We start from the raw sequence: 23,198 nt of genomic DNA, 5'->3' as shown, positions 1-23,198 counted from the left end.
TCTCAAAATCCAACAATAATCACTAAAATTTTCTTCTTAAAGCCATGGCTCTAGACAGAGACAAGCGGTCCGCAAACTGCAAATCCCCGCCCACGGGGACACCTGAGGCAATGCGCGTAATGCGAACATTCATGCCGTGCAATTCTTGAGATAAATACAGCGCAGTTGCTTCGCCTTCTACTGTAGGAGGCGTAGCTAAGATAATCTCTTCGATGCCACTTTCCTTAAGTCTGACCATCAAGCTTGGAATTCGAAGCTCACTCGGCCCGATGCCTTCCATAGGCGCCAGCACGCCATGCAAAACATGGTAATAACCAGTAAATTCGTGAGTGGCTTCCAGCGCCATCAAGTCCTGCACCCGTGCCACCACACACAAAACGCGCTCATCTCTGCTACGAGAGCGGCAAATAGCACACGTCGCTTCTTCAGCCGTAATCATGTGGCATCGTTCACATTCACGAACTTTGCTTTCAAGTTCAGACAAAGCCTCTGATAGCGCGGGCATCAACGCACGGTCCTGGGCAACGAGGTGCAACACCAACCGCATAGCGGTTCGTTGTCCAATCCCAGGCAACCTGGCGAGTTGCTCTACAGCGTTTTGAATAGGTGCATCAAACATATTGCTCTCTGGCCTAGCTTATGGCACTTCCGCTGTATCTTGGCAAAACCTATATCTGACGGAATATTATTAGTAGACAAACCCAAAGGCCTGACCTCTTTTGACTGTGTCGCCCAAACCAGGCGCCTCTTTCAAACGAAGTCCGTGGGCCACACTGGCACGCTAGACCCGTTCGCCACCGGGCTTTTGGTCCTACTATTAGGTAGATATACCAGACTTAGCCCCTATCTAACTTCCCAAGACAAAACCTACGAAGCCGAAGTTTGTTTAGGCATAGGCACAGACACAGACGACTGCGAAGGGCAGGTTATAGCACAGGCCGATGCATCGCATCTGACATCTGAAGCTATAGACGCAGCTCTGCAAAGCTTCTTGGGCGCGCAAATGCAAATTCCACCGCAGTATTCAGCCATCTCCATCAATGGTGAACGAGCCTACAAAAAAGCCAGGCGAGGGGAAGAAGTCGCCTATGAGCCCCGGCCGGTGATGGTTTATGACCTCACCCTAAATCCCTCTCCAGAATCTGGAGAGGGACTTGAATCGGCCTTTTCCCCCTCTCCACTTAGTGGAGAGGGGTTAGGGGTGAGGTCCCTCAACATCCGCCTCCGAGTCTCAAAAGGCACCTATATCCGCGCCATCGCCAGAGATTTAGGCGCAAAACTAGGCGTCCCCGCCCACCTAACCAACCTAAGGCGGACCCAATCGGGCTCTTATGATGTCTCTGAAGTCAACGGCGATTTATTAACAGGCCTAAGCGCCATTCGCGGCATTCCTCTATTAGAAATAGACACTGCCAGCGCAGAAGCCTTAAAACAAGGCAAACGCCCAATGTTAGCCGGCCTGGCAGACCAATCCCCCTTACTGGCGCATGTGCAAAACGAACCTGTTGCTATAGCCAAAATCGAAGAAGGTCACCTAGTGACAATTCGTGGATTTTAGCTTACCACCACGCTTACCTATTATAGATAAAGACTTTTTTCCCGAACCTGCCTTGACAGGTCACCTAGATCAACATAGGTGGCAGGGGACTATACAAGAATCCCGGGCTTTTAGCTTTGCCCCCCCTAGCTTGGAGCAGGGGTTCTTGTCTGGTTTTTGGCAATAAACAAGCGGAGTATTAAGAGGCCCAATGGCGACTGAAATTCAACAAAACTTCGCAACCCGTAAAAATTTCGCAAAAATCCATACCAAGTTACAGATCCCAAGTCTGATTGATATCCAACGCAAGAGCTATGAAAAGTTCCTGCAGGCAGATATTCCTTGGGCTGCACGCGAAAACACCGGTTTGCAAGCTGTATTCCAATCTGTTTTCCCTATTAAAGATTATAACGAAACTGCCTCGTTGGAGTTTGTAGGCTATCATCTTGACCATCCTAAATATGATGTCGATGAATGTCGCTCCAGAGGAATGACTTTCGCTGCACCTATCCGGGTCATCGTTCGATTGGTGATTTGGGATAAGGATGAGGCTTTAGGCACTCAGTCGATTCGTGACGTAAAAGAACAAGAAGTCTATTTCGGTGAAATCCCGTTGATGACCGACTTCGGTACTTTTATCGTGAACGGCACTGAGCGTGTTGTAGTCTCTCAGTTGCACAGAAGCCCAGGTGTGTTCTTTGACAGCGATCGCGGTCGAACACACTCTTCTGGCAAGCTTTTGTACAGCGCGCGGATTATTCCATACCGCGGATCATGGCTCGATTTCGAATTCGACCATAAAGACTTGATTTATTGCAGAATCGATCGCCGCCGTAAGTTCTTGGCGACCATTTTGCTTAAAGCTTTGGGTTACTCGACCGAGGAGTTGCTGGCTTATTTCTATAAGACAGAAACGCTCTTGCTGGATCATAAGAACGGCTTTTCTAAAGTCGCGGACTATGAACTATTGCTGGGTCAACGTGCTACCAGAGACATCGTTAATCCTAAGACAGAAGAAGTTTTGGTTCGTAAAAACCGTAAATTCACCAAGCTTTCCATCCAAAAGATGCAAGAAGTCGGCATTAAGACTTTGCACCTGGAAGATGAAGAAGTTGCTGGTTTGATTTCGGCTAAAGACGTTATCAATACCAACTCTGGCGAAGTTTTGGCTGAATGCAACGAAGTTTTGACCTTGAAAAAGCTCGAAGCTTTGCAAGAAGCTGGCTTTAAGCAGATCGAAGTCTTGTTCATCGATGGCCTAAACGTCGGTTCTTACCTGCGCGATACCATTGCTGGTGACAAAGTGACCAACCGCGAAGAAGCTCTCTTAGAGCTTTATCGCCGCATGCGTCCAGGTGATCCACCAACATTGGAAACGGCTGAAAACTTGTTTAACAACTTGTTCTTCAACCCAGAACGCTACGACTTGTCTGAAGTCGGTCGTTTGAAGTTTAATCATAAGTTCACTTTGGATGAGCCTTTGACCAACCGTGTGTTGACCAAACGCGACATCTTGGAAGTGGTTAAATACTTAATCGAACTTCGAAATGGCAATGGCTCGCTCGATGATATCGATCACTTGGGTAACAGACGTGTTCGTGCTGTAGGCGAATTGATTGAAAACCAATATCGAATCGGTCTGGTTCGTATGGAACGCGCCATTAAAGAGCGTATGAGTGTTCAAGAAGTTGAAACCCTCATGCCGCATGATTTGGTGAACAATAAGCCTGTAGCAGCGGTTATCAAAGAATTCTTTGGTTCATCGCAGCTTTCGCAGTTTATGGATCAAACCAACCCATTGTCTGAAATCACGCATAAGCGTCGTTTGTCAGCCCTTGGACCTGGTGGTTTGACTCGTGAGCGCGCAGGTTTCGAAGTTCGAGACGTGCATCCAACTCACTACGGTCGTATCTGTCCGATTGAAACGCCTGAAGGCCAAAACATTGGTTTGATTGCGTCTCTATCAACTTATGCCCGCGTGAACGATTACGGTTTCGTTGAAACACCTTACCGAAAAGTCAAAGACGGCCATGTATCTGATGAGATTGTTTATCTATCTGCTTTGCAGGAAGAAAACGAAATCATCGCTCAGGCTAACTCGCGCCTTGATCCTAAGTCTGGTGCGTTCTTGGATACCTTCGTGCAGGTCCGTAAGGCAGGCGAAACGACCCTTGAAAAACCAGAAGAAATCACCTTGATGGACGTTTCACCAAATCAGCTGGTGTCGGTCGCTGCAGGTTTGATTCCATTCTTGGAGCACGATGATGCGAACAGAGCCTTGATGGGTTCTAACATGCAGCGTCAGGCCGTGCCGCTTCTTCGCTCTGAATCCCCACTCGTGGGAACAGGCATGGAAGGCGTGGTTGCTCGGGACTCCGGTGTTTGCAGAGTTGCTAGACGCGGCGGTATTGTCGACTATGTTGACTCGTCTCGTATTGTGGTCCGGGTTGATTCCAATGAAATGGATGATTCCGGCTCTCAAGTCGATATCTACAAGCTCAGCAAATTCCAACGGTCTAACCACAGCACTTGCTTCAATCAAAAGCCGATCGTTTCGTTCGGTGATAAGATTAAAGCTGGCGACGTGATTGCTGACGGTCCTTCAACAGACTGCGGTGAATTGGCTTTGGGTAGAAACGTGGTGGTCGCATTCATGCCATGGCATGGGTACAACTTCGAAGATTCTATCTTGATTTCCGAACGCTTGCTCAAAGAAGACTTGTACACTTCCATTCATATTGAAGAATATGAATGTATTGCACGAGACACCAAACTTGGGCCTGAGGAAATCACCAGAGATATCCCGAATGCTGGCGAAGAAAGCCTTCATGACTTGGACGAAGCGGGCATTGTTCGCATCGGCGCTGAAGTTAAAGCTGGCGATATCTTAGTTGGTAAGATTACACCAAAAGGTGAGTCTCAGCTATCTCCTGAAGAAAAGCTTTTAAGAGCCATCTTCGGTGAAAAAGCAGGTGACGTTCGCGACACCAGTCTTCGCATGCCTCCAGGTACCAATGGAACCGTAATCGATGCCAAAGTGTTCACTCGCAAAGGCATCGATAAAGACTCCAGAGCCAGAGCCAACGAAGAAGAGTCCGAAGCGCAATTGCTCAAAGACCAAAACGATGAAATCCGAATCATCAGAAACTCCTCTGTGGAGCGCATGATCGAGCTGTTAACCGGCCGCGTCACGCTCAACAAGTTGGTGGATGAAAAAGGTAAAGTTTTGATCAAGAAAGGCGATGAGCTTACCCCGGCACTCCTCTCCGAAGTGGATTGGAAGTACTTTGGTGACATCGCTTTGTCAGACGCACCGGTTTCTGACCGCATCCAAAAGATGGTCAAAAACGTGCTGGAGCAAACCGAGCAAGTTCGCACTGCCTTTGGTGAGCGTATTAAGCGCCTCAAAGAAGGCGATGAGTTGCCACCGGGCGTTATCAAGATGGCTAAGGTCTATGTTGCCGTGAAGCGTAAGCTTCAGCCGGGCGATAAGATGGCCGGACGTCACGGTAACAAAGGTGTTATCTCACGCGTGCTGCCTGAAGAAGACATGCCGTACTTGCCAGATGGAACGCCGGTTGACTTTGTGCTGAATCCTTTAGGTGTGCCAAGCCGTATGAACGTGGGTCAGATTCTTGAGACTCACCTCGGTTGGGCTGCTAAAGGTCTGGGCCAAAAGCTGAACCGCATGCTCGACGAACATCGCGCTGTCTCTGAAGTTCGGACAGAAATCAAACAAATCTTCGCGGATAAGAAACACGATGATTTGGTAGCTGACCTGTCTGATAAAGAGATTCCGAAATTGGTCAAGAAGCTTGCTCGTGGTGTTTCCATGGCTACTCCGGTATTCGATGGTGCGCTTGAGTCTCAAATCGGAACACTTTTGGAGATGGGCGATAGGAACATTACCGGACAGACCATCTTGTTTGATGGACGTACGGGTGAGCCGTTCGATCAAGACGTAACTGTTGGCGTGATGTACATGCTGAAGTTGCATCACTTGGTTGATGATAAGATTCACGCTCGTTCTATTGGGCCTTATTCTTTGGTCACTCAGCAACCATTGGGCGGTAAAGCTCAATTCGGTGGTCAGAGACTCGGGGAAATGGAAGTCTGGGCGATGGAAGCTTATGGAGCGGCATATTCGCTTCAGGAATTCTTAACAGTCAAATCAGATGACGTGGTCGGAAGAACACGTATGTACGAAGCGATTGTGAAGGGCGAACACGTCTTAGAATCCGGTGTGCCTGAATCCTTTAACGTATTGATTAAAGAGTTGCAGAGCTTGGCGCTAGACGTTCAGCTACTCGATGAAATGGATCCGACAAAAACATGAAAGACATTTTTAACTTTTTCGAAAAGCCAAAAGATCCCTTAAGCTTCAATGCGATTCGTATCCAATTGGCTAGCCCCGACAAAATTCGGGACTGGTCATACGGTGAAGTCAAGAAGCCAGAAACCATCAACTATCGGACATTCAAGCCCGAACGCGATGGTCTATTCTGCGCTAAAATCTTTGGACCTATCAAAGATTACGAATGCCTTTGCGGTAAGTACAAGAGAATGAAGCACAGAGGCGTCGTTTGCGAAAAATGCGGCGTTGAAGTGATTCAGTCTAAAGTACGTCGTGAGCGTTTGGGGCACATTGTGCTTGCAACGCCTGTGGCACACATCTGGTTTTTGAAGAGCTTGCCTAGCCGTATCGGCGCGTTGCTCGACATGACCCAGAAAGACCTCGAAAAGGTCTTGTACTGCGAGTCCTATATTGTTGTTGATCCAGGTGCGACCCCGATGAAGCTCGGCGAGCTTTTGACGGAAGAGCAATATCAAAAAGCCTTGGATGAATACGGTGATGATAGCTTCTTGGTTGGTATGGGTGCTGAATCTATCCGTGAATTGCTGCGTCAACTAGAACGCGGCATGAACGGCGATAGCAAAGGCATTGAAGACATGGTCAGACAGCTCCGCGGTGAGCTGGGTGAAACCACTTCGGATGCTAAGCGTAAGAAGATTTCCAAGCGTCTTAAAGTTTTGGAAGCTTTCAAAGGCTCAGCCAACAAGCCAGAGTGGATGCTTCTGGAAGTCATTCCAGTCATTCCACCAGACCTTCGTCCATTGGTTCCACTGGAAGGCGGGCGTTTTGCGACTTCCGATTTGAACGATTTGTATCGTCGAGTGATTAACCGAAACAACCGTCTGAAACGTCTTCAAGAATTGAATGCGCCTGAAATCATTATTCGTAATGAAAAGCGCATGCTTCAAGAAGCTGTGGATGCGTTGTTTGACAACGGTCGCCGCGGTAAGCTCATCACTGGTCCTAACAAGCGCCCATTGAAGAGCTTGAGCGACATGCTCAAAGGTAAGTACGGTCGTTTCAGACAGAACTTGCTCGGTAAGCGTGTGGATTACTCCGGTCGTTCCGTAATCGTCGTGGGACCTGAACTCAAATTGCATCAGTGCGGTTTGCCTAAGACCATGGCTTTGGAACTCTTCAAACCATTCATCTATAATAAGCTTGAACAACGCGGTTATGTTACGACCATTAAGTCGGCTAAACGCATGGTTGAACAAGAAAAGCCAGAAGTTTGGGACGTTTTAGAAGAAGTTATCAAAGAGCATCCGGTGATCTTAAACCGTGCGCCTACTTTGCATAGATTGGGTATGCAGGCATTTGAGCCAGTGCTTATCGAAGGTAAAGCCATTCAGCTTCACCCACTCGTTTGTACGGCATTCAACGCGGATTTCGACGGCGATCAGATGGCTGTTCACGTGCCGTTATCTATTGAAGCACAGCTTGAAGCTCGTGTTTTGATGATGAGTACCAACAATATTCTCTCACCAGCTTCTGGTAAGCCGATTATTGTGCCGTCTCAAGATATCGTGCTTGGTTGCTACTACATGACCCGTTCCAGACCATTTGCGAAAGGCGAGGGGATGACCCTTTCCGGTCCAGATGAAGTTAGAATGGCTTATGATTCCGGTGAAGCGAGCTTGCATGCTTCGGTGAACGTTCGGATTGAAGGCCGTATGTACGAAACGACCATTGGTCGCGTTCTGATGTACGAAATCATTCCAGAAGCCGTGCCGTTTACAGCGATTAACAAAGTGATGGGCAAAAAAGAGCTCATGGACTTGATTGACCGTTGCTACAGACTCACCGGTCAAAAAGAGACTGTCATCTTGGCGGATCGCTTGCGAACTTTGGGTTACACCGAAGCAACTCGCTCCGGTATCTCTGTGGCCATGCACAACATGTTGATTCCTGCTAAGAAGGAAGAGATTGTTGAGCGCTGCCGCTTAGAAGTCGAAGAAATCACCGATCAATACGTTGAAGGGTTGATTACAGACGGCGAGCGTAAAAATAAAGTTATTGATATCTGGTCTAAAGCGGCTGAAGAAATCGCAGCAGAAATGATGAGCGTGGTGTCTACTGAAGTCATGACTTCACCAGACGGCAAAGAAAAGCGCGTAACGCCTTCTTTCAATCCGCTATACATTATGGCTGACTCCGGTGCCCGAGGCTCAACCCAGCAGCTTAAACAGTTGGCAGGTATGCGTGGTCTGATGTCTAAGCCTTCCGGCGAGATTATCGAAACCCCAATTACTGCAAACTTCCGTGAAGGATTGACCGTACTTCAGTACTTCATCTCCACTCACGGTGCGCGTAAAGGTTTGGCAGATACGGCGCTTAAAACCGCTAACTCCGGTTATTTGACACGTCGTTTGGTTGACGTTGCTCAAGATTCAATCATCACGGAATACGATTGCGGTACCATCGACGGTATCGAAATCACCCCGCTGGTTGAAGGTAACGATATTATCGAAAATATCGGTGACCGTATTCTTGGCCGCGTAACCTTAGAAGACGTTGTTGACTCTCTGTCAGGCGAAGTCTTGATTGAGGCTGGCACCGAAATCGACGAAGCTTTGGTTTCGATGGTGGAAGATGCGGGTATCTCCCGTGTACGCATTCGCTCCGTGCTGACCTGTCAGACACGTCGCGGCATCTGCGTGCGCTGCTATGGCCGAGATTTGGCAAGAGGCCACTTGGTGAACGTGGGTGAAGCCGTCGGTGTGATTGCAGCGCAGTCCATCGGTGAGCCTGGAACTCAGTTAACCATGAGAACCTTCCATATCGGGGGTATTGCATCGGCATCCAGACAAGAATCTAGCCATAGCTCAAGAGGCGAGGGCAAGGTTGTGTTTGACAATCTTCATGTGGTCGAAAGGCGAGATGGCGCATTTGTCGCTATGAACCGTCAAGGCTCCATTAAGATTGTGGATGAAAGCGGTCGTGAACGCGAAATCTATCCTGCAGCTTACGGCTCTGTCGTTCGGGTAACCGAAGGCATGCAAGTGAAGCCAGGAACGATTTTGGTCGAATGGGATCCGTACTCAGCACCAATCTTGACCGAAGCCACTGGTGTGGTTCACTTTGGCGACTTGGTAGAAGGCGTAACCCTCTCCGAGAAAACCGATGAAACCACCGGTCTATCACACAAAGTCGTCACCGAAGGCAGAGATGCCAGCGCAAGACCACGCATCACCGTGAAGGATACTTCCGGCAAGGTGAAGGGTTCTGTGATGACCGGTGCTGCGGAAGCACGCTACATGTTGCCAGTGGGCGCCATTTTGGTGGTTGCAGACGGTGACACGGTTCAGTCCGGTGATATCATCGCTAAGCTTAACCGCGAAGCTTCCCGTACCAAGGATATTACCGGTGGTCTGCCCCGCGTTGTTGAGCTTTTCGAAGCCAGACGTCCGAAAGACCATGCTGTGATTTCTGAAATCACCGGAACTGTTTCTTTTGGTAAAGATACCAAAGGCAAACGTAAAGTTTTGGTAACACCAGAAGTCGGTGATGTTCGTGAATACTTGATTCCTAAAGGTAAGCACATCCGCGTGCGCGAAGGCGACTTCGTTCGTGCTGGTGAGCCTTTGATGGACGGTTCCGTCAACCCTCATGATATTTTGCGCGTCTTGGGCGAGAAAGCTCTGGCAAAATACATGGTGGAAGAAATCCAAGAAGTTTACAGACTTCAAGGCGTGCGTATCAATGATAAGCATGTGGAAACCATCGTTCGTCAGATGCTAAGACGTGTACGAATCAAAGATCCAGGAGACACCTCGTTCCTAGGCGATGAACAAGTTGAAAAACAACTATTCGAAACCGAAAACGAAAGAATCCTCGGCCAAGATGGCAGGCCGGCAATTTCTGAGCCATTGTTGCTCGGTATTACCAAAGCTTCGCTGTCGACTGAGTCGTTCATCTCCGGCGCGTCTTTCCAAGAAACCACCAAGGTTTTGACGGAAGCTGCAGTAGCAGGCAAAGTCGATTATCTACGCGGTCTCAAAGAAAACGTGATCATGGGTCGTTTGATTCCAGCAGGTACCGGTCTTCCAAACTATCGCTACTTGAACATGGAAGTTCAAGACGCAGGCGTTATCGAAGAAGGTGGCTTGATGGAAAGCGTGCCACTAGAACTACTAGAGTCGGCTTAACCGTCATCCCGGCCTCCGAGCCGGGATCCAGCTCATGCACAACCTAACCCTGGCTCAATCGCCAGGGTTTTTTATATTGTGCAGCTCAGCCGTTCTCCCTATTGTATCTTTCTTCGGCCTGATCCAAGGTATGCAACATGTCCGATATCCAAAATGCTTTTGAAGCTGGTAACTACGCCCTAGTGCGGCGGCTAGCTAAACAAAATCCTACACCAGAAGCAGCTGATTTGATGAATCGCATCAAAACAGACCCCAAGGTTATCTGGGCTGGCGTTTTTGCCTTTATTTTTGCCATTATTATTTCAGCGTTGGTGCTACATTAAATATGCTTTGGAGTTTATTCGCTAAAAATCCGTTCCGGACCCTTCAGGACTTGATGAAGGAAGTGCTGGTTTGCGTCAGCAAAACCGAAGAGCTTTTTGTAGCTTTAGAGCAAAACAACCAAGAACAAATCGCAGTTTTAGCGCGCCAAATTAGCCAGGTTGAGCATCACTGCGATGGCTATAAGCAAGAGCTGCGTTCCCAAATTTCTAAGAGCATTTTTTTGCCAGTTGATAGGCGTGATTTGCTTCATGTGCTTTCGCATATGGATGCATTGGCCGATATTTGTGAAGATTTAGGTGTTTTGCTAACCTTGCGAAAGATGGAAGTGCCGCATGGAATGCAAGGATCGTTAAAAGAGTTGCTCGACAGATCTTGTCGAGTTGTCCGCAAGTCAGGGGAAGTGGTCGCAAGCTTGGACCGGCTTTTGGAAACCGGGTTTGCCGGGCCAGATGCCATCGAAATTTTGAAGAAAATTGATGAAATTGACGAACTAGAACACGAAGCGGATAAGGCGCAAGACCAATTCGGCAAAGCTCTATTTCAGAGAGAAGACGAGATGAAGCCTGCAGCTTTATTCATGTGGAATAAAATAGCCAATAAGATAGGTGACTTGGCGAATAGCGCTGAACGTATGGTCGGTAATATTCGATTAATGCTTTCTTCAACATAAAATAAGACAAAATGGATTCAACACTAATTGTTCTAGGCGTATCTTTGCTGGTCGGGTTTTACATGGCCTGGACCATCGGAGCGAGCGATGTCGCTAATGCTATGGGTACCAGCGTTGGTAGTCATGCGCTCACCATTAAACAGGCAATCTTAGTTGCAGCGGTATTCGAATTTGCAGGCGCTTTTTTGGTAGGCGGTCACGTGACCAACACCATTAAGCAAGGCATCATCGACCCGCTATCCTTTGCTGGGGATCCCATCTTATTTGCCTGGGGCATGACCGGTGCGCTGTTGTCCACGGGGATTTGGCTCCAGGTGGCGAGCGCCAAAGGTCTCCCTGTATCCACCACACATAGCTTAATCGGTGCGTTGATTGGCTTTGGCGTAGTTTGCCGCGGTCCTGAAGCTATTCAATGGCAGGCACTGGGCGGTATTGTTTTAAGCTGGATAACCGCGCCCATTCTCGGTGGTCTCTTAGCCTGGGTGGTATTTTTCGGTATTCGCAAATATGTGCTCGACTCCAAAGAGCCTTTGGTCATGACCCAACGTTGGGCGCCGTGGATGTTGTTTGTCGTGGTGCTCGTTTTAGTTTCATTGTTTTTGTCCCCTGGTCTTTGGTGGGCGGCTGCGTTATTTTCAGGCATCGGCGCGCTGGTTTTTGCGAAGAGCATTAAGAAAATCACCAACTATTCGAAGAACCGAGATGATGCGCTTGCCAGGGTTGAAAGGGTTTTCGCCTGGCTTCAAGTTATCACCGCCTGCTTTATGGCTCTTGCTCATGGCAGCAATGACGTTTCAAACGCCATCGGCCCTGTGGCAGCAGTGATAAGCATCGTTCAAAACCATCATATTGTATTGAGCTCCAGTGTCCCTTGGTGGCTGCTCGCATTGGGTGGGGCAGGGATCGTGCTCGGTCTTGCGACTTATGGGCGGAAAGTCATCGAGACGATTGGTCACAGCATCACAGAGATTACGCCAACGCGTGGCTTCGCAGCTGAATTCGGCGCTGCATTTACGGTATTGGTTGGCAGCCATTTCGGCCTGCCCCTATCCACCACTCAAGTGTTAGTCGGAGCCATCATCGGGGTAGGGCTCGCGCGCGGGATTGCAGGTTTAAATCTTATTGTGGTCAGGAAGATTATCAGCTCCTGGGCAGTGACGATTCCGGCAACCTGTATTGTATCGGCCAGCCTAAGCTGGATATTGAGATTGTTTATCTAAGTCCGGGATGACAATTATCGTCGGATTAAATTATAAGTGCCAGTACCTACGGTAACTAACTTAGGCTCATTATTACTGCCCAACGAATACACTTCCATTCTCGCCACGCCGATTCGTCCCCCGACGCGCACCACATGCGCATCGCATACAAAATCACCTGGCGAACCCGGTTCAATGTAATTAACCTGCAAATCAATGGTGCTAATACTGTCTTCCGGGCCCAATTTGCTCATACAAGCCGCACCGCCGGTAGCGTCAATTAAGCTCGCCAAAATGCCGCCATGAATGCGCGGGACGGTTGGATCACCAATAAGAGAGTCCGACCAAGGCAGCCGAATCTTCGCAAATCCTGGCTCCAAAGCTTCCATCTGCAGTTTCATCCAGTTGTTAAACGGTGAAAGACTACGCAAAGCCTCGATATTGGTCATAACGATCCTACTTCAATTTTAGCCCATCTGGTTTTACCGACTCGTAGAGTATACGAGCCGGCAGTCAATGATAACTGACCATCTTCCTCACGCTCGCCATTTAACGATACACTGCCTTGCTTCAACAAACGTTTAGCCTCAGCATTAGAAGGCACAAGTTCTGCGCCTGCAATCGCCTGCATCAGCGTGAGCGCCGCATCAAATTTAAAAGTCGGCGCATCTTCGGGGATATCGCTGCGTTTGCCGCTGCCAAATAAGCTGTTAAATTGTTGTAGGGCTTCCTGGGCAGCTGGCTCGCCATGAAAGCGGGTTACGATCTCCATCGCCAAAGCAATCTTAGCGTCTTTAGGGTGAGCAGATTTGAGCGCCTCAATATCAGACTTGGGCTTTAATGACAAAAGCTCAAAATAGCGCCACATGAGCGTGTCAGAAATGCTCATCAATTTGCCGAACTGAGAGCCGGGCTCTTCTTCAACACCGATATAGTTGCCCAAAGATTTAGACATTTTATCATGACCGTCTAAACCTTCCAGCAATGGGAAAGTCATCACCACCTGCGGCTCTTGACCGTAGTGACGCATCAAATCTCTACCTACCAACAAGTTAAATAATTGGTCTTGTCCACCCAACTCAACATCGGCTTTTAAGGCAACCGAATCATAACCCTGGAGCAGGGGATACAATATCTCGTGCATGCTAATCGGACGGCCTTCTTCGAGGCGTTTGCTGAAATCATCGCGTTCAATCATGCGAGCCACAGAATACTTAGCGGCGATTTTAATAAAATCACTGACCCGCATGTCCATGAACCATTCGGAGTTAAACCTAACTTCCGTTTTTTGCGGGTCCAAGATTTTGAAAACTTGGCGTTCATAAGTTTTGGTGTTGGCTAAGATGTCTTCTTCGCTTAAGGGTGGACGCGTAACATTCTTACCGGTAGGGTCACCAATGCGCGTCGTAAAATCACCGATGAGGAATACAACCCGGTGCCCATCATCCTGAAAGCGCCTCATGGCTGTCAGCAAAACCGTATGCCCTAGATGCAAGTCCGGCGCTGTTGGGTCAAAGCCTGCCTTGATGATTAAAGGTCTATTTTTAGAAAGTTTTTGTTTAAACTCAGCTTCCATTTCAGGACTAATAAACATAAGCCGAGTCTTACCGTAAATTCAGGGTTTTGCCTACTTTTCTGCCAAACGCCAATATAACAGCATAGCCCACACAGTCGGAAGCACACCCACATCGACTCCCTTTTGGATGGCCGTTATAAACCCTATGGTGGGCAAGACAACCAACAAAGGCGCAAATGTCTTAATTCGCTTGTCGTCTGAAGCAGCGGCTATTATTGCCACACCTGCCGACACAAAATAAGCACAACATGCGGGTCTTATACGGAAGGTCAAATAAGCCGCGCCCAAATTGAAGACTAAGGCCATTGGGAGTTCTTCATTCAATTGCCTTCCACCCTGCGCAATAACCGGCATAGTGATAAGCGTTAATATCACTATTATTCTGGGAAAATGGATAAATGACATGTAACAGCTCCCCGTAGAGGCAAGCAACAACGACCACTTTAACAATTATTCCATCAGCCCGCCTTGCATTCAGTCGGCTTTTACAGCACGCAGCATTGAAATGCACAGGAACCGACGTACCCGAGATTTGCTATCAAAGTGCAGCCTGCCATAGTCAACGCGCCTATATCCCCAGCATTTGGGTTATTGTAGTCGAAAGTTCGAACGAACAACAGAATTCCCAAAAAACCTAAACTAGTCTCAATCGTAAGCAAAATCTTACGAGCGCACTCATATTCTACCTTGCGTGCGAGGGCTATTACCGGCACTAAACCAGCAACGACCATGCTGTTAAGGCCAACAGTAGCAGCACGCAGCCCGGTGTGCAGCGGAACAACTGATGGTTTGTAAAGAGCATTCGTACTGTTCGCACTTTTTGGATCTTTGGCGTCTTGTACATAATTATTTAAAGCAACCGCAGAGAAAACGACCGCTCCTGCCGCTGGAGCCATCGTTAATATTGGCCAACCTCGCTGTGCAATCGCCGGCATAGAAAGAAGTGCGAACACTATCAACGTCCTAAAAAGTTGGATTGGCGACATGGTGTTACGGTCTTTCAGAAGCTGATAACTTTGTCCACCGATTGGTCATGAGCTTCTGTAGGCACACTAGCCACCAACTGAAATTTCAAGCATAAACCTATTAGTTGAGGGCAATGTGCCGTTTGCCGGAGCAGGGAAATCACCCGGTCGTAATAACCTTTTCCGCGGCCCAAACGGTGGCATTTGTCGTCAAATGCTAACCCTGGCACATAGACATACTTAACGCCTGCATCTAGAATATTTTGCGCGTAAACATACGGATCTTTGTCCGGTAGCAATACGTGGGGGAAATGGCTTACAACCAACTTCGTATCAATTTCGTCAGAAAAACTCCTAAATATAGCGATTGGCTCTTCAGAGTGTGGCCTTAGATATTCGGCTAATTTAAAGCCAGCCTGAGTGAAAATATCTGGCTTCAAAACGCGCAGACGGGACAAGATTTCGAACCGAAGTTTAAGCTTCGTCATGCTTGTAACATACTCGAAATTCAGTAACTTTTGCATTTAGATAGGCACCTGCTTTACTATCCATCATGGCCCTTTTTATCCAAAGAGCGTTGATTCTGATTTCGGCCGCGCTGCTTTTATCTTGTAGCAAAAAAGCCGAACCAGAGACTGCGGGTCCGTCCGCTGAGGTAGCTTGTAATCAACAAGACACATGTCCCTCAGGGGAAAAATGTGATTTCACCTTTCCCAGCGGTTCACAGGCCGGCCAGTGTAGGACCATATGTTCTGCAACGGGCAAGTGTCCGGCCGGTGAAGTATGTAGTCCAATCTCTGGCGCCTGTGAGCCGAGCTGTGCGCCAGCATCTAATCTATGCCAACGTCTGAATTTACCAAACTCGATAACAGCAACATGCATTCTGCCGCAAGGCTACTGCGCCATACCGGTGAGCTCTGGATGCCCGGCAAATTTCAGCCCTTCAAATGGATTTTGTAAGTTTTCCATGGCATCCGGTTGTACGGGATATCAATTGAAATCAGATCCCGTCACGCAAACCTGTGAAGTTGGGTGTGGACAAGATTCAGACTGTAGCTCGCTTGCTAGCTTGCAGTCTCTGCCCGCAACGCCCGTATCATATGGCTGTAGCGCTTCCACCAATACTTGCGTGGCAAAGTGCAACATGGCGAGCGGCACCTGCGTCGATTCGACTCGAGCTCTATGCTATTCTTTAGGCTATGCTGGTACGACAGGCACTTGTGAGCAGCCCTGTAGCCAAACATGCAGACTACCCCTGCAATGCGCCGAAGGTATCTGTCAAACCCCTTGCTCAAGCGATAACGATTGCAGTGGTCATGGTAAGCGCACACGTTGTGACGTCATCAGTGGCGCCTGCGGCTTGCCATGCGATAGCTTAACTTCGGGTTGCGGCACAGGTCTTGCTTGCAGTCCCGTAAGCGCTACCTGCGTAGCGACTTGCAGTGGCAGCAATACTTGCCCCTCTCAAGATACCAAGCGAAACGGGTGCTTGAATTATACTTCGTGGCTAGATGGCAACGAAGTCAATGCTTGCGAAGTAGGATGTACTGGGCACGGGACCAAAGAAAATCCGCTCCAAGGTGCTTGCTCCAATAGCCAGTACTGTGCGTTTAATCCCAATAATTCAGGGAAATTTGTAAGCGGATACTGTGGTCAAAAGTGTGATCTGGCCCAGTGCGCAAACGGTCCGTCTTGTAACCCGGCAAGCGTGTGTGGATTTTGAGAAAAAAGATGAAACATTTACCATTCCTATGTATTTTATCTATCTTTGGCGCCTGTTCAAATGTTGAAACTCCAACAAACATTTTATCGCGCAGTGAGTTTCAAACCATACTGACAGAAGGTCAGGCTTGCTCAACTCCTGGTTCACAGAAGCAATGTGCTCTGCCAAACATATGCAGTCCGATAACAGGCAACTGTCAAAGGACCTGTATAAGCGACGCAGAATGCAACTCCAGATATCTCACCGCAGGAAATACATGCGTCAATCCCGGCAGCGAAGGATATTGCGAACAAGCATGTAGCCAAACGGCAGACTGCGACACAGGCTTTTCCTGTAACAATAGCATTTGCAATAAAACGTGTGTGAATAATATTGGCTGCCTCGGAGGCCAACAATGCTCTGTAAATGGGTTTTGCACCTATCCCACATGTACAGGCGACGCGAATTGTACCTCTCCGGGATTCACAAAGTGCTCAAGCAATGGTTTCTGCGTTCCGGATCCGGATCCATGTGGAAATACGATTTGTGGCGCCAATGAACATTGTAAGAATTCTGCCTGTATGTGCGGGTTAAATCCGGCTTGCACAGACGGGCAAACATGCTCTGCCTCTGGGCAATGCCAATGCGGTAACAATGGTTCCGGTTGCAATAGCGGTGAAACATGTACGGGCTCCGGTGACGCGGCTCAATGTAAGTGCGGATCTGGTCCGTCCTGCGGAACGGGCAATCCATGCCTGTCAGGCGCTTGTAAATGCGCAGGTGTCTCTTGTGCCCTCGGCGATACTTGTTCTTCATCTGGTCAATGCATAAAGCCATTTTTGTGCGGGGGCGTTGAATGCGGAGGCGCCTGCATTGATTCCATGTGTTTAGCAAACGGGGGCGATGGCACCTGTGGAACTGCCTGTGCCGCGGGACAGGCTTGTTTTAGTGGACAATGTTTAAATGCTTGCGGAAATACAGCCAATTATTGTCTAGGGAGCGAAACATGCACTAAAGGCAGTTGTTCCTGCGGATCAAATGGCAGTTGCGGAGCGAGCAGCATTTGCGCCAATGGGAACTGTATCGCCAAAGGATGCGGTGATGGGTATAAAACTGGTAGCGAAGTTTGCGATGAAGGTCAAATTTCAGCTTCTACACCGAAAAATTGCCCTAATAGCTGGAGCTATAGTTCTGTAAAGTCCTCCTGTATTCCCAATAACGAAGGTGCTGGTAATGGCAATAATGGTCACTGTGCCACCGACTGCCAAACGCAATGCGTTCTACCGGCCAACGATAACACGCCATACTGGCCAGCATCGGGCTTAGGTACAGCTCTAGCGAAACTTAAAACAATAGCAGTTTCAGGTTCCTCGCTGTCGTGTTCCCCCACCGAACTCTGCCCTGTAGGCCAAAGTTGCTCGCCAACATCATCATCCTGTCAAATCAATAGTTGGAGTGATTCACCGAAAGTGACTCCAACTCAGTGTCCCAACGGCTTGGGAATCTGGGTAAAATACAGCGAAGGTTCATTTACTGCCGTCACCTCGGCGTTTACTGTAACAAATTCAGTCGGAATTTATGGTGGTTTTGCTGGAACTGAAGCATCAATTTATGACCGGGTTGATCCCAAGCTAACTGCACAAACTCCATTAGGACTGCAGGGTACTAGTGGCACAATATTCAGCGGTTCAACTAGCGCATTCGTCTTTGCACAACCCGCTGGTTCCCAAGCAACTCTTGATGGTTTCCAGGTACTAAACTGTAATGGTGGTGCCATAGTGATTAACAGCGATGCCACAGTAAATTTGAGAAACCTCTATATTTCGCGTAACACCTCGCAGGACGGTGGCGGCATCAAAAACTCTGGTGTTATGAATCTGAAACATTCCATTCTTACTATGAATACGGCAACGGAGCAGGGGGGCGGTATCAGCCATGTTTCTGCAGCCGGGTCTCCCAGTACGATTGAAAATGTAATTTTCTTTGGAAACGGAATTAGCATAACCAGTCCACTGCCGCCTATCTGTACATCCGGCGGAACTTGCCGTTTTGGAATGACATGCCCAACTGGCGGAGGGCTGTGCACTGGGACACCTGCACAACCCACTACTTGCATATCATCCTCTGACTGTTTGCCAAACACAACTTGCTCGGCGAAGAATGTGTGCACCGGAACATTCTCTCCCTGGCAATCTACCAGCGGAGGTGCCATAGCCATAGCAAATACGACCCCTGCTGCTCAGCTAAATATTTACGCCTCAAAATTCAATAGTAACTACGCCTATTCGAATGGCGGGGGAGTTTACACGACAATGCCCGTGAATATCATTAGTTCTATATTTACAGGCAATTGGGCTAGTAATGCTGGGGGAGGCGTGTGGCTAGGTGCGTCTAATAGCACGCTTGGCAATTTAACTTTTAGAAAAAACGCAGCCTACAATCAAGGTGGAGGTGCGATTTATGATGGTGGCAGCAACAACATCATTGCAAATAGCCTTTTTAGAGATAACACCGGTCTATATCCTGTCAATTCCAATTCCAGCGACGCTCCTCTACTTGAATGGGCAGGAAACCGAGCCCCGCTTAATCCCGTAGGAACGATAAATGCCAATGCCCAGTATAGCTCCGCAAATATGTTTGCGCCTTTCAATTCAGAAAAATATACTTTCTTGGATATTTGTCCAACGATTGCGTATGAGAACAATACGGGAACCTCAGGTAATAGTCCTCAAGGCCTTTGCTCTGGGGGCGAATTATGTGGAACGCCTATAATGGCTACTATTGGTTCGATTACTTTTAATACAAACGCAGTCGGTGATTCGTCGGGTGCATTGAATTTCTGTGCGGCTTCGAGAGAGTTTGTCGATTGTGAGGAACCTGCTTTCCTTAGTTGCACACCTTTTTCAAATATGGGCATACCTGGCAACTCAGTAGCAGCTTCTTCTTTTACTTACCAAAGAGATTTTGCAGGCGTCGAATTTCCGCCTAAGCCTTTTCTTGGAGCCTATCAAACTTTAGTTCCTCACCTGCCGGGGGGATTCAACTGCTGTTCACCTACAAGCACCATAGCCTTCCCGAACTATTGTGCGATCCCTGACCCCGCTCATTCGGGCCAATGTTCCAAGAACACGAGCAATCCAGCTTGGACCAACCAAATACCCTGCGCGAATCAACCTTCAACTGGAGTATGCACATATTAGGAAAATCTATGAAAACTTGGCAACTGGCATCATTCACCATGTTCTTAATAAGTTGTTCTGGCAACGAAGATAGGGAGACATTGGCAGTCAAATGCGTCGGTGACGCAGCCCACGTTTGCATTGGCGAGAACCTTCAAATCAAGTTAGATGGATTCTGTAACGCTGCTGCAGATTGTCCTGCGCCCTACAACAGCTGCCAGAACAGCCTATGTGCGAAACAACCTTCGTCTATCAAACAATATTATTGGTTTGCCACGGATCCGATTAGACCAGGAGTGTCGGCTCTATGCTCGGCAGGTGTATGCACCGATACCCAAGATTACATCTATAACATCATGGCCAAAGGCTACGCATCATTAGATGATTGGTGTATGAGCCAAGCGCAGCAATCACAGATCCCAAGTATGAGAAATGTTGCGGCGTGGACGGCATTAATACTTGCAATGCCGGATAACACTGCCACTTTAAGTAGTTCGGGACAAAATCGATTGAGTTTATTTACAGACACAGGAAGCAAGAACTATATTGCACCGAATGGGATTGGGTTTGCAGGTAGTATTACTGACAAACACTCCAACCAGATAAAACCGCTGGAAATTCCATCCATCCGTACAGGCCAGAAACATGCTAACGCTACCATCATGTGGACTGGCATGGGCAGTACACAGGGTGATAAGCCTGCTGCATCTTATTGGATACCTGGGCAAGGGGACCCCCTCTGCGACCTCGAGACGACAACAACTAACTGGCAGGTTAACGGTTCTTATGATCCATCTACTCCTTCAGCGCGGGGGGACCAAGCCGCGTCTAGCAATACCAATGCTTGGTCGTCGCTCAGTAACAGCAGCTTGGGGGCTATCGCATATTTTGACTCCGTTGACCTGTCGCCTTGCATAGGAAAAGCGTATCAGTCAGTAGTGTTTTTCGCACCAGGTGATTCGACGTCTAATCCAAAGCCGAACAACTATGTTTATGGTCCAACCGGAAACGCTGCCTGCCGTCCTACTAGTATAACTGGCTTTGAATGGATGATAACGTGCTGGACCGATTTTCTTATAGGTACTTATACCGGAGAATTTAAATGTCTTTCTAATAACTGTGGTAGTAAAAAAACACAGCCATTTAAGCCCGAAGTTCAGATTCCTGTCGATGCCACTCAGCAGTATGGAATCGTGTGTAAGGAACGTTAAACTTCGTCATCCCGAACTTCGGTTGGCGCGCTTTCAGGAAGCATCGCTAAAACATTTTGAACTTCTCTTAGAGCTTCTTCAGCTCTGGATTCCAAGCTGTTTTTTAAGCGCTCCAGCTCTTGTTCTTTTTCAAACAACTGGTCGGCCAAGTTAAGGGATAGCAACATGCCAATATGATGCGACGAAGCGATTCTAGACGCTTTGCGGATCTCTTCCAATTTCGTGGCGACAAAATTTGCCAGGCCTTGTAGGTATTCGTCAGACTTGTCGGAACGCAATTGAAAACGCTGTCCCAATAATGAAACTTCGACTTTGCGTTTGCCGCTATTATTACTCATAACGCTCATTCTGTTAAGCTATCACGGGCGAGTGCATAAAAACAAGGTAGTCAAATCACTTATCTGGTTTACATAATATTGATTATGGGACAATCAGCACAACGCCAGTCCGGTAATGCCCACCAGCCCACAATATGCGGCAAACCACAGCAGACTGTGTTCTGTAAGAAATTTCAAGAACCAGCCAATCACCAAATATCCGACGACGCCGGCCACCAATGCACCCACAAGAATTGGTGCCAGCATCTCGTGCAGGATCTGCGGTGCCGCCACCAAATCGCGCGAAGCCAATATACCCGCGCCGAGCATCACTGGAATCGACATCAAAAAAGAAAACCGCGCTGCAGCCGCCTTCGAGAGCTGTAGCGCCACGCCCATAGAGATGGTCGAGCCGGATCGGCTAATGCCTGGCATTAAAGCAAGTATTTGAGCGCAGCCTATTAAGATTGCGTCGACTAGCCGAATCTGAGTTCTTTTACCCCGGGCTAAAAGCTCGCCAACGCAGAGAATTGCGGCGGTTACCAAAAGAAATGCGAAAATCATTCGCGTGGAATGAAACCATTCCTTAATATATGGCTTCACCAAAAGACCGGCAACGCCCGCCGGTATTGTCGCGACGCCCAAGTACCATCCCATACGCGAATCAGCGGTTTTAAATGGCTGACCAGCCAGCATATCTTTAATCATTGCGTGGGCAATCGCTTTTAAATCTTTAGCAAAATAAGAGACTACGCCCACGAGCGTTCCCATCTGTACCAAAATATTAAAAACAACCGCTTCGTTTTCTGGGATATCCCAACCCAGTATTTTTGGCACCAAAGCAAGGTGCGCGCTCGAGGACACTGGCAAATATTCTGTTAAGCCTTGCACAATGCCTAAAATTGAGGCCCTAATCAAATCCATATGCTTAAACCCATGACTAAAGCGCCTAACTTCGCCTTAAACGATTCCAAAGGAAATCTTGTCCAGCTTAGTTCCTTTCTAGGAAAAAAAACAGTCGTTTTGTTTTTCTACCCAAAAGATAATACGTCTGGTTGCACGGCAGAAGCCTGCTCATTCAGGGACAACTATGTGGGCTTTAAGGCATACCAGGCAGAAATTTTAGGCATCAGCAGCGATTCTGAAGCATCTCATCAAGATTTCGGTGCAAAGCACAATCTGCCCTTCCCTTTGCTTGCTGACACGAATGGCGCTGTCGCCAAACAGTATGGGTTAAAGGCTAAGCTTTTTGGGCTGATAAAAGATCGAGCGACCTTTGTGATTGACCGCGACGGCATTATTAGACTGGCTTTTTCATCTCAACTTATGCCGCATCGACATATCGACGAGGCTTTGCGCGCCGTCCAACAACTGCCCGCAGAATAAGCATCAGTGCTGCGAATAGCGCGTAGTCAGTGGATGCTTTGGTCTGCTGACAACCTGTTTCATGCGAGGTTCGGGTTTGTTTCAATCCCGAGCCTTTTCCCTGACGCTTTTGCGGCGCTAACGCACATACCCCGGCGATATCATCGGCGCTTAACTCCCGGTCGCCTAGGCCTAAGCGGCCAAAAGCGTTCATGATTGAGTTCTCATCTGCCGAATGATCCAAACCCAAGGCATGACCTAACTCGTGGGCTAATACGTTTCGATAATCCGTAGCCGACCAAGGCCTGCCGGCATGGTTTATCTCGATTTGAATATTTTCAATAAATGCAGGAACGCCTATATAAGTGTAGATGGTCATTCCTAAGGCATTGGGCTCGTGCGGCCAATCGCCCCGTTTTTTGATGGAGACATGGTGATGGCTATTTTGCTGAATGCGAAGCTTAAACGCATTACAGGGCACCGCATTCCAAAGAGCCATGGCTTCTTTTAAAGGCTTTTCAATTTGATGCTGCGTATAAGACAGCTCAATGACATTCATATCCCAATACAGTTGCTTCAATTGATAAGCAAAGCCGGGTCTAAATTGGAGTAAAACGAGGAATAAAATCCATCGCCTTGAGAATGCCATTG

18 protein-coding genes are annotated in these 23,198 nt (G+C 48.2%); 9 read left to right on the top strand and 9 right to left on the bottom strand.

The window, feature by feature from the left end:
• Positions 1–22 precede the first annotated feature (22 nt).
• Entirely contained in the window at positions 23–619 is a 597-nt protein-coding gene (gene recR / locus V4534_01595) for a recombination mediator RecR (protein MES2503549.1), read from the bottom strand.
• 39 nt (positions 620–658) lie between these two features.
• On the opposite strand from recR, the gene truB reads away from it, so the two are divergent.
• The 6 genes from truB to V4534_01565 all read left to right on the top strand — a co-directional run bounded on the left by truB (position 659) and on the right by V4534_01565 (position 12,253).
• Positions 659–1,558, top strand: a complete 900-nt coding sequence (truB, locus tag V4534_01590) for a tRNA pseudouridine(55) synthase TruB (protein ID MES2503548.1) — start codon at positions 659–661, stop codon at positions 1,556–1,558.
• 190 nt (positions 1,559–1,748) lie between these two features.
• The gene (rpoB, locus tag V4534_01585) at positions 1,749–5,873 is read left to right on the top strand and encodes a DNA-directed RNA polymerase subunit beta (protein MES2503547.1); all 4,125 of its coding nucleotides are present in this window, start codon (positions 1,749–1,751) and stop codon (positions 5,871–5,873) included.
• Positions 5,870–10,039: a DNA-directed RNA polymerase subunit beta' gene (rpoC, locus tag V4534_01580; protein MES2503546.1), complete on the top strand. Its 4,170-nt coding sequence runs from the start codon at positions 5,870–5,872 to the stop codon at positions 10,037–10,039. Before rpoB ends, rpoC begins: the two co-directional genes overlap by 4 nt.
• A 137-nt stretch (positions 10,040–10,176) precedes the next feature.
• A complete protein-coding gene (locus tag V4534_01575) occupies positions 10,177–10,362 on the top strand; it encodes a hypothetical protein (protein MES2503545.1) in 186 nt (61 codons plus the stop codon).
• 2 nt (positions 10,363–10,364) lie between these two features.
• Positions 10,365–11,033 carry a TIGR00153 family protein gene (locus tag V4534_01570; protein MES2503544.1) on the top strand — a complete coding sequence of 223 codons (669 nt, stop codon included), beginning with the start codon at positions 10,365–10,367 and terminating at the stop codon, positions 11,031–11,033.
• Between the two features lie 11 nt (positions 11,034–11,044).
• On the top strand, positions 11,045–12,253 hold the full coding sequence (locus V4534_01565) for an inorganic phosphate transporter (protein ID MES2503543.1): 1,209 nt from the start codon (positions 11,045–11,047) through the stop codon (positions 12,251–12,253).
• A gap of 14 nt (positions 12,254–12,267) precedes the next feature.
• Here V4534_01565 and V4534_01560 read toward each other — a convergent pair whose 3' ends face one another.
• From V4534_01560 to V4534_01540, 5 genes are all read right to left on the bottom strand, one after another.
• Positions 12,268–12,681 carry a hotdog fold thioesterase gene (locus V4534_01560; protein MES2503542.1) on the bottom strand — a complete coding sequence of 138 codons (414 nt, stop codon included), beginning with the start codon at positions 12,679–12,681 and terminating at the stop codon, positions 12,268–12,270.
• Positions 12,678–13,826, bottom strand: a complete 1,149-nt coding sequence (tyrS, locus tag V4534_01555; protein MES2503541.1) for a tyrosine--tRNA ligase — start codon at positions 13,824–13,826, stop codon at positions 12,678–12,680. Before tyrS ends, V4534_01560 begins: the two co-directional genes overlap by 4 nt.
• Positions 13,827–13,859: 33 nt before the next feature.
• The gene (locus tag V4534_01550) at positions 13,860–14,162 is read right to left on the bottom strand and encodes a hypothetical protein (protein ID MES2503540.1); all 303 of its coding nucleotides are present in this window, start codon (positions 14,160–14,162) and stop codon (positions 13,860–13,862) included.
• A gap of 131 nt (positions 14,163–14,293) precedes the next feature.
• Positions 14,294–14,794, bottom strand: coding sequence for a hypothetical protein (locus V4534_01545; protein ID MES2503539.1), 501 nt, complete (start codon positions 14,792–14,794; stop codon positions 14,294–14,296).
• A gap of 14 nt (positions 14,795–14,808) precedes the next feature.
• A complete protein-coding gene (locus V4534_01540; protein MES2503538.1) occupies positions 14,809–15,261 on the bottom strand; it encodes a 5-formyltetrahydrofolate cyclo-ligase in 453 nt (150 codons plus the stop codon).
• Positions 15,262–17,944: 2,683 nt separating this feature from the next.
• Between V4534_01540 and V4534_01535 the strand changes: the two genes are divergently transcribed.
• Positions 17,945–19,675, top strand: coding sequence for a hypothetical protein (locus tag V4534_01535; GenBank protein ID MES2503537.1), 1,731 nt, complete (start codon positions 17,945–17,947; stop codon positions 19,673–19,675).
• Between the two features lie 8 nt (positions 19,676–19,683).
• Positions 19,684–20,865 (top strand): hypothetical protein, encoded by a 1,182-nt coding sequence (locus V4534_01530; GenBank protein MES2503536.1) that lies wholly within the window; start codon positions 19,684–19,686, stop codon positions 20,863–20,865.
• Here V4534_01530 and V4534_01525 read toward each other — a convergent pair.
• Together V4534_01525 and uppP are read right to left on the bottom strand one after the other, a co-directional pair.
• Positions 20,862–21,212, bottom strand: coding sequence for a cell division protein ZapA (locus V4534_01525; GenBank protein ID MES2503535.1), 351 nt, complete (start codon positions 21,210–21,212; stop codon positions 20,862–20,864). The genes V4534_01530 and V4534_01525 overlap by 4 nt on opposite strands.
• Positions 21,213–21,296: 84 nt before the next feature.
• Positions 21,297–22,106 (bottom strand): undecaprenyl-diphosphatase UppP, encoded by an 810-nt coding sequence (gene uppP / locus V4534_01520; GenBank protein ID MES2503534.1) that lies wholly within the window; start codon positions 22,104–22,106, stop codon positions 21,297–21,299.
• Between the two features lie 12 nt (positions 22,107–22,118).
• Here uppP and V4534_01515 point away from each other — a divergent pair, with 12 nt between their 5' ends.
• Positions 22,119–22,568, top strand: coding sequence for a peroxiredoxin (locus V4534_01515; GenBank protein ID MES2503533.1), 450 nt, complete (start codon positions 22,119–22,121; stop codon positions 22,566–22,568).
• On the opposite strand, the gene V4534_01510 is transcribed toward V4534_01515, so the two are convergent.
• Positions 22,507–23,127, bottom strand: a complete 621-nt coding sequence (locus V4534_01510) for a matrixin family metalloprotease (GenBank protein ID MES2503532.1) — start codon at positions 23,125–23,127, stop codon at positions 22,507–22,509. The genes V4534_01515 and V4534_01510 overlap by 62 nt on opposite strands.
• Between the last annotated feature and the right edge of the window lie 71 nt (positions 23,128–23,198).

Source organism: Myxococcota bacterium (assembly GCA_040387835.1).
Taxonomy (GTDB): domain Bacteria; phylum Myxococcota; class UBA727; order UBA727; family JABDBI01; genus JAZKCZ01.
This window is presented reverse-complemented; position numbering and strand designations above follow the sequence as displayed.

Excerpts from the sequence above, each read along its gene's own strand:
- V4534_01540 (MES2503538.1), bottom strand. The coding sequence starts at position 15,261 with ATGACGAAGCTTAAACTTCGGTTCGAAATCTTGTCCCGTCTGCGCGTT.
- V4534_01525 (MES2503535.1), bottom strand. The coding sequence starts at position 21,212 with ATGAGCGTTATGAGTAATAATAGCGGCAAACGCAAAGTCGAAGTTTCA.
- rpoC (MES2503546.1), top strand. The coding sequence starts at position 5,870 with ATGAAAGACATTTTTAACTTTTTCGAAAAGCCAAAAGATCCCTTAAGC.
- uppP (MES2503534.1), bottom strand. The coding sequence starts at position 22,106 with ATGGATTTGATTAGGGCCTCAATTTTAGGCATTGTGCAAGGCTTAACA.
- V4534_01515 (MES2503533.1), top strand. The coding sequence starts at position 22,119 with ATGACTAAAGCGCCTAACTTCGCCTTAAACGATTCCAAAGGAAATCTT.
- V4534_01570 (MES2503544.1), top strand. The coding sequence starts at position 10,365 with ATGCTTTGGAGTTTATTCGCTAAAAATCCGTTCCGGACCCTTCAGGAC.
- V4534_01560 (MES2503542.1), bottom strand. The coding sequence starts at position 12,681 with ATGACCAATATCGAGGCTTTGCGTAGTCTTTCACCGTTTAACAACTGG.
- V4534_01575 (MES2503545.1), top strand. The coding sequence starts at position 10,177 with ATGTCCGATATCCAAAATGCTTTTGAAGCTGGTAACTACGCCCTAGTG.
- tyrS (MES2503541.1), bottom strand. The coding sequence starts at position 13,826 with ATGTTTATTAGTCCTGAAATGGAAGCTGAGTTTAAACAAAAACTTTCT.
- V4534_01550 (MES2503540.1), bottom strand. The coding sequence starts at position 14,162 with ATGCCGGTTATTGCGCAGGGTGGAAGGCAATTGAATGAAGAACTCCCA.
- recR (MES2503549.1), bottom strand. The coding sequence starts at position 619 with ATGTTTGATGCACCTATTCAAAACGCTGTAGAGCAACTCGCCAGGTTG.
- V4534_01545 (MES2503539.1), bottom strand. The coding sequence starts at position 14,794 with ATGTCGCCAATCCAACTTTTTAGGACGTTGATAGTGTTCGCACTTCTT.
- V4534_01565 (MES2503543.1), top strand. The coding sequence starts at position 11,045 with ATGGATTCAACACTAATTGTTCTAGGCGTATCTTTGCTGGTCGGGTTT.
- rpoB (MES2503547.1), top strand. The coding sequence starts at position 1,749 with ATGGCGACTGAAATTCAACAAAACTTCGCAACCCGTAAAAATTTCGCA.
- V4534_01530 (MES2503536.1), top strand. The coding sequence starts at position 19,684 with ATGAAAACTTGGCAACTGGCATCATTCACCATGTTCTTAATAAGTTGT.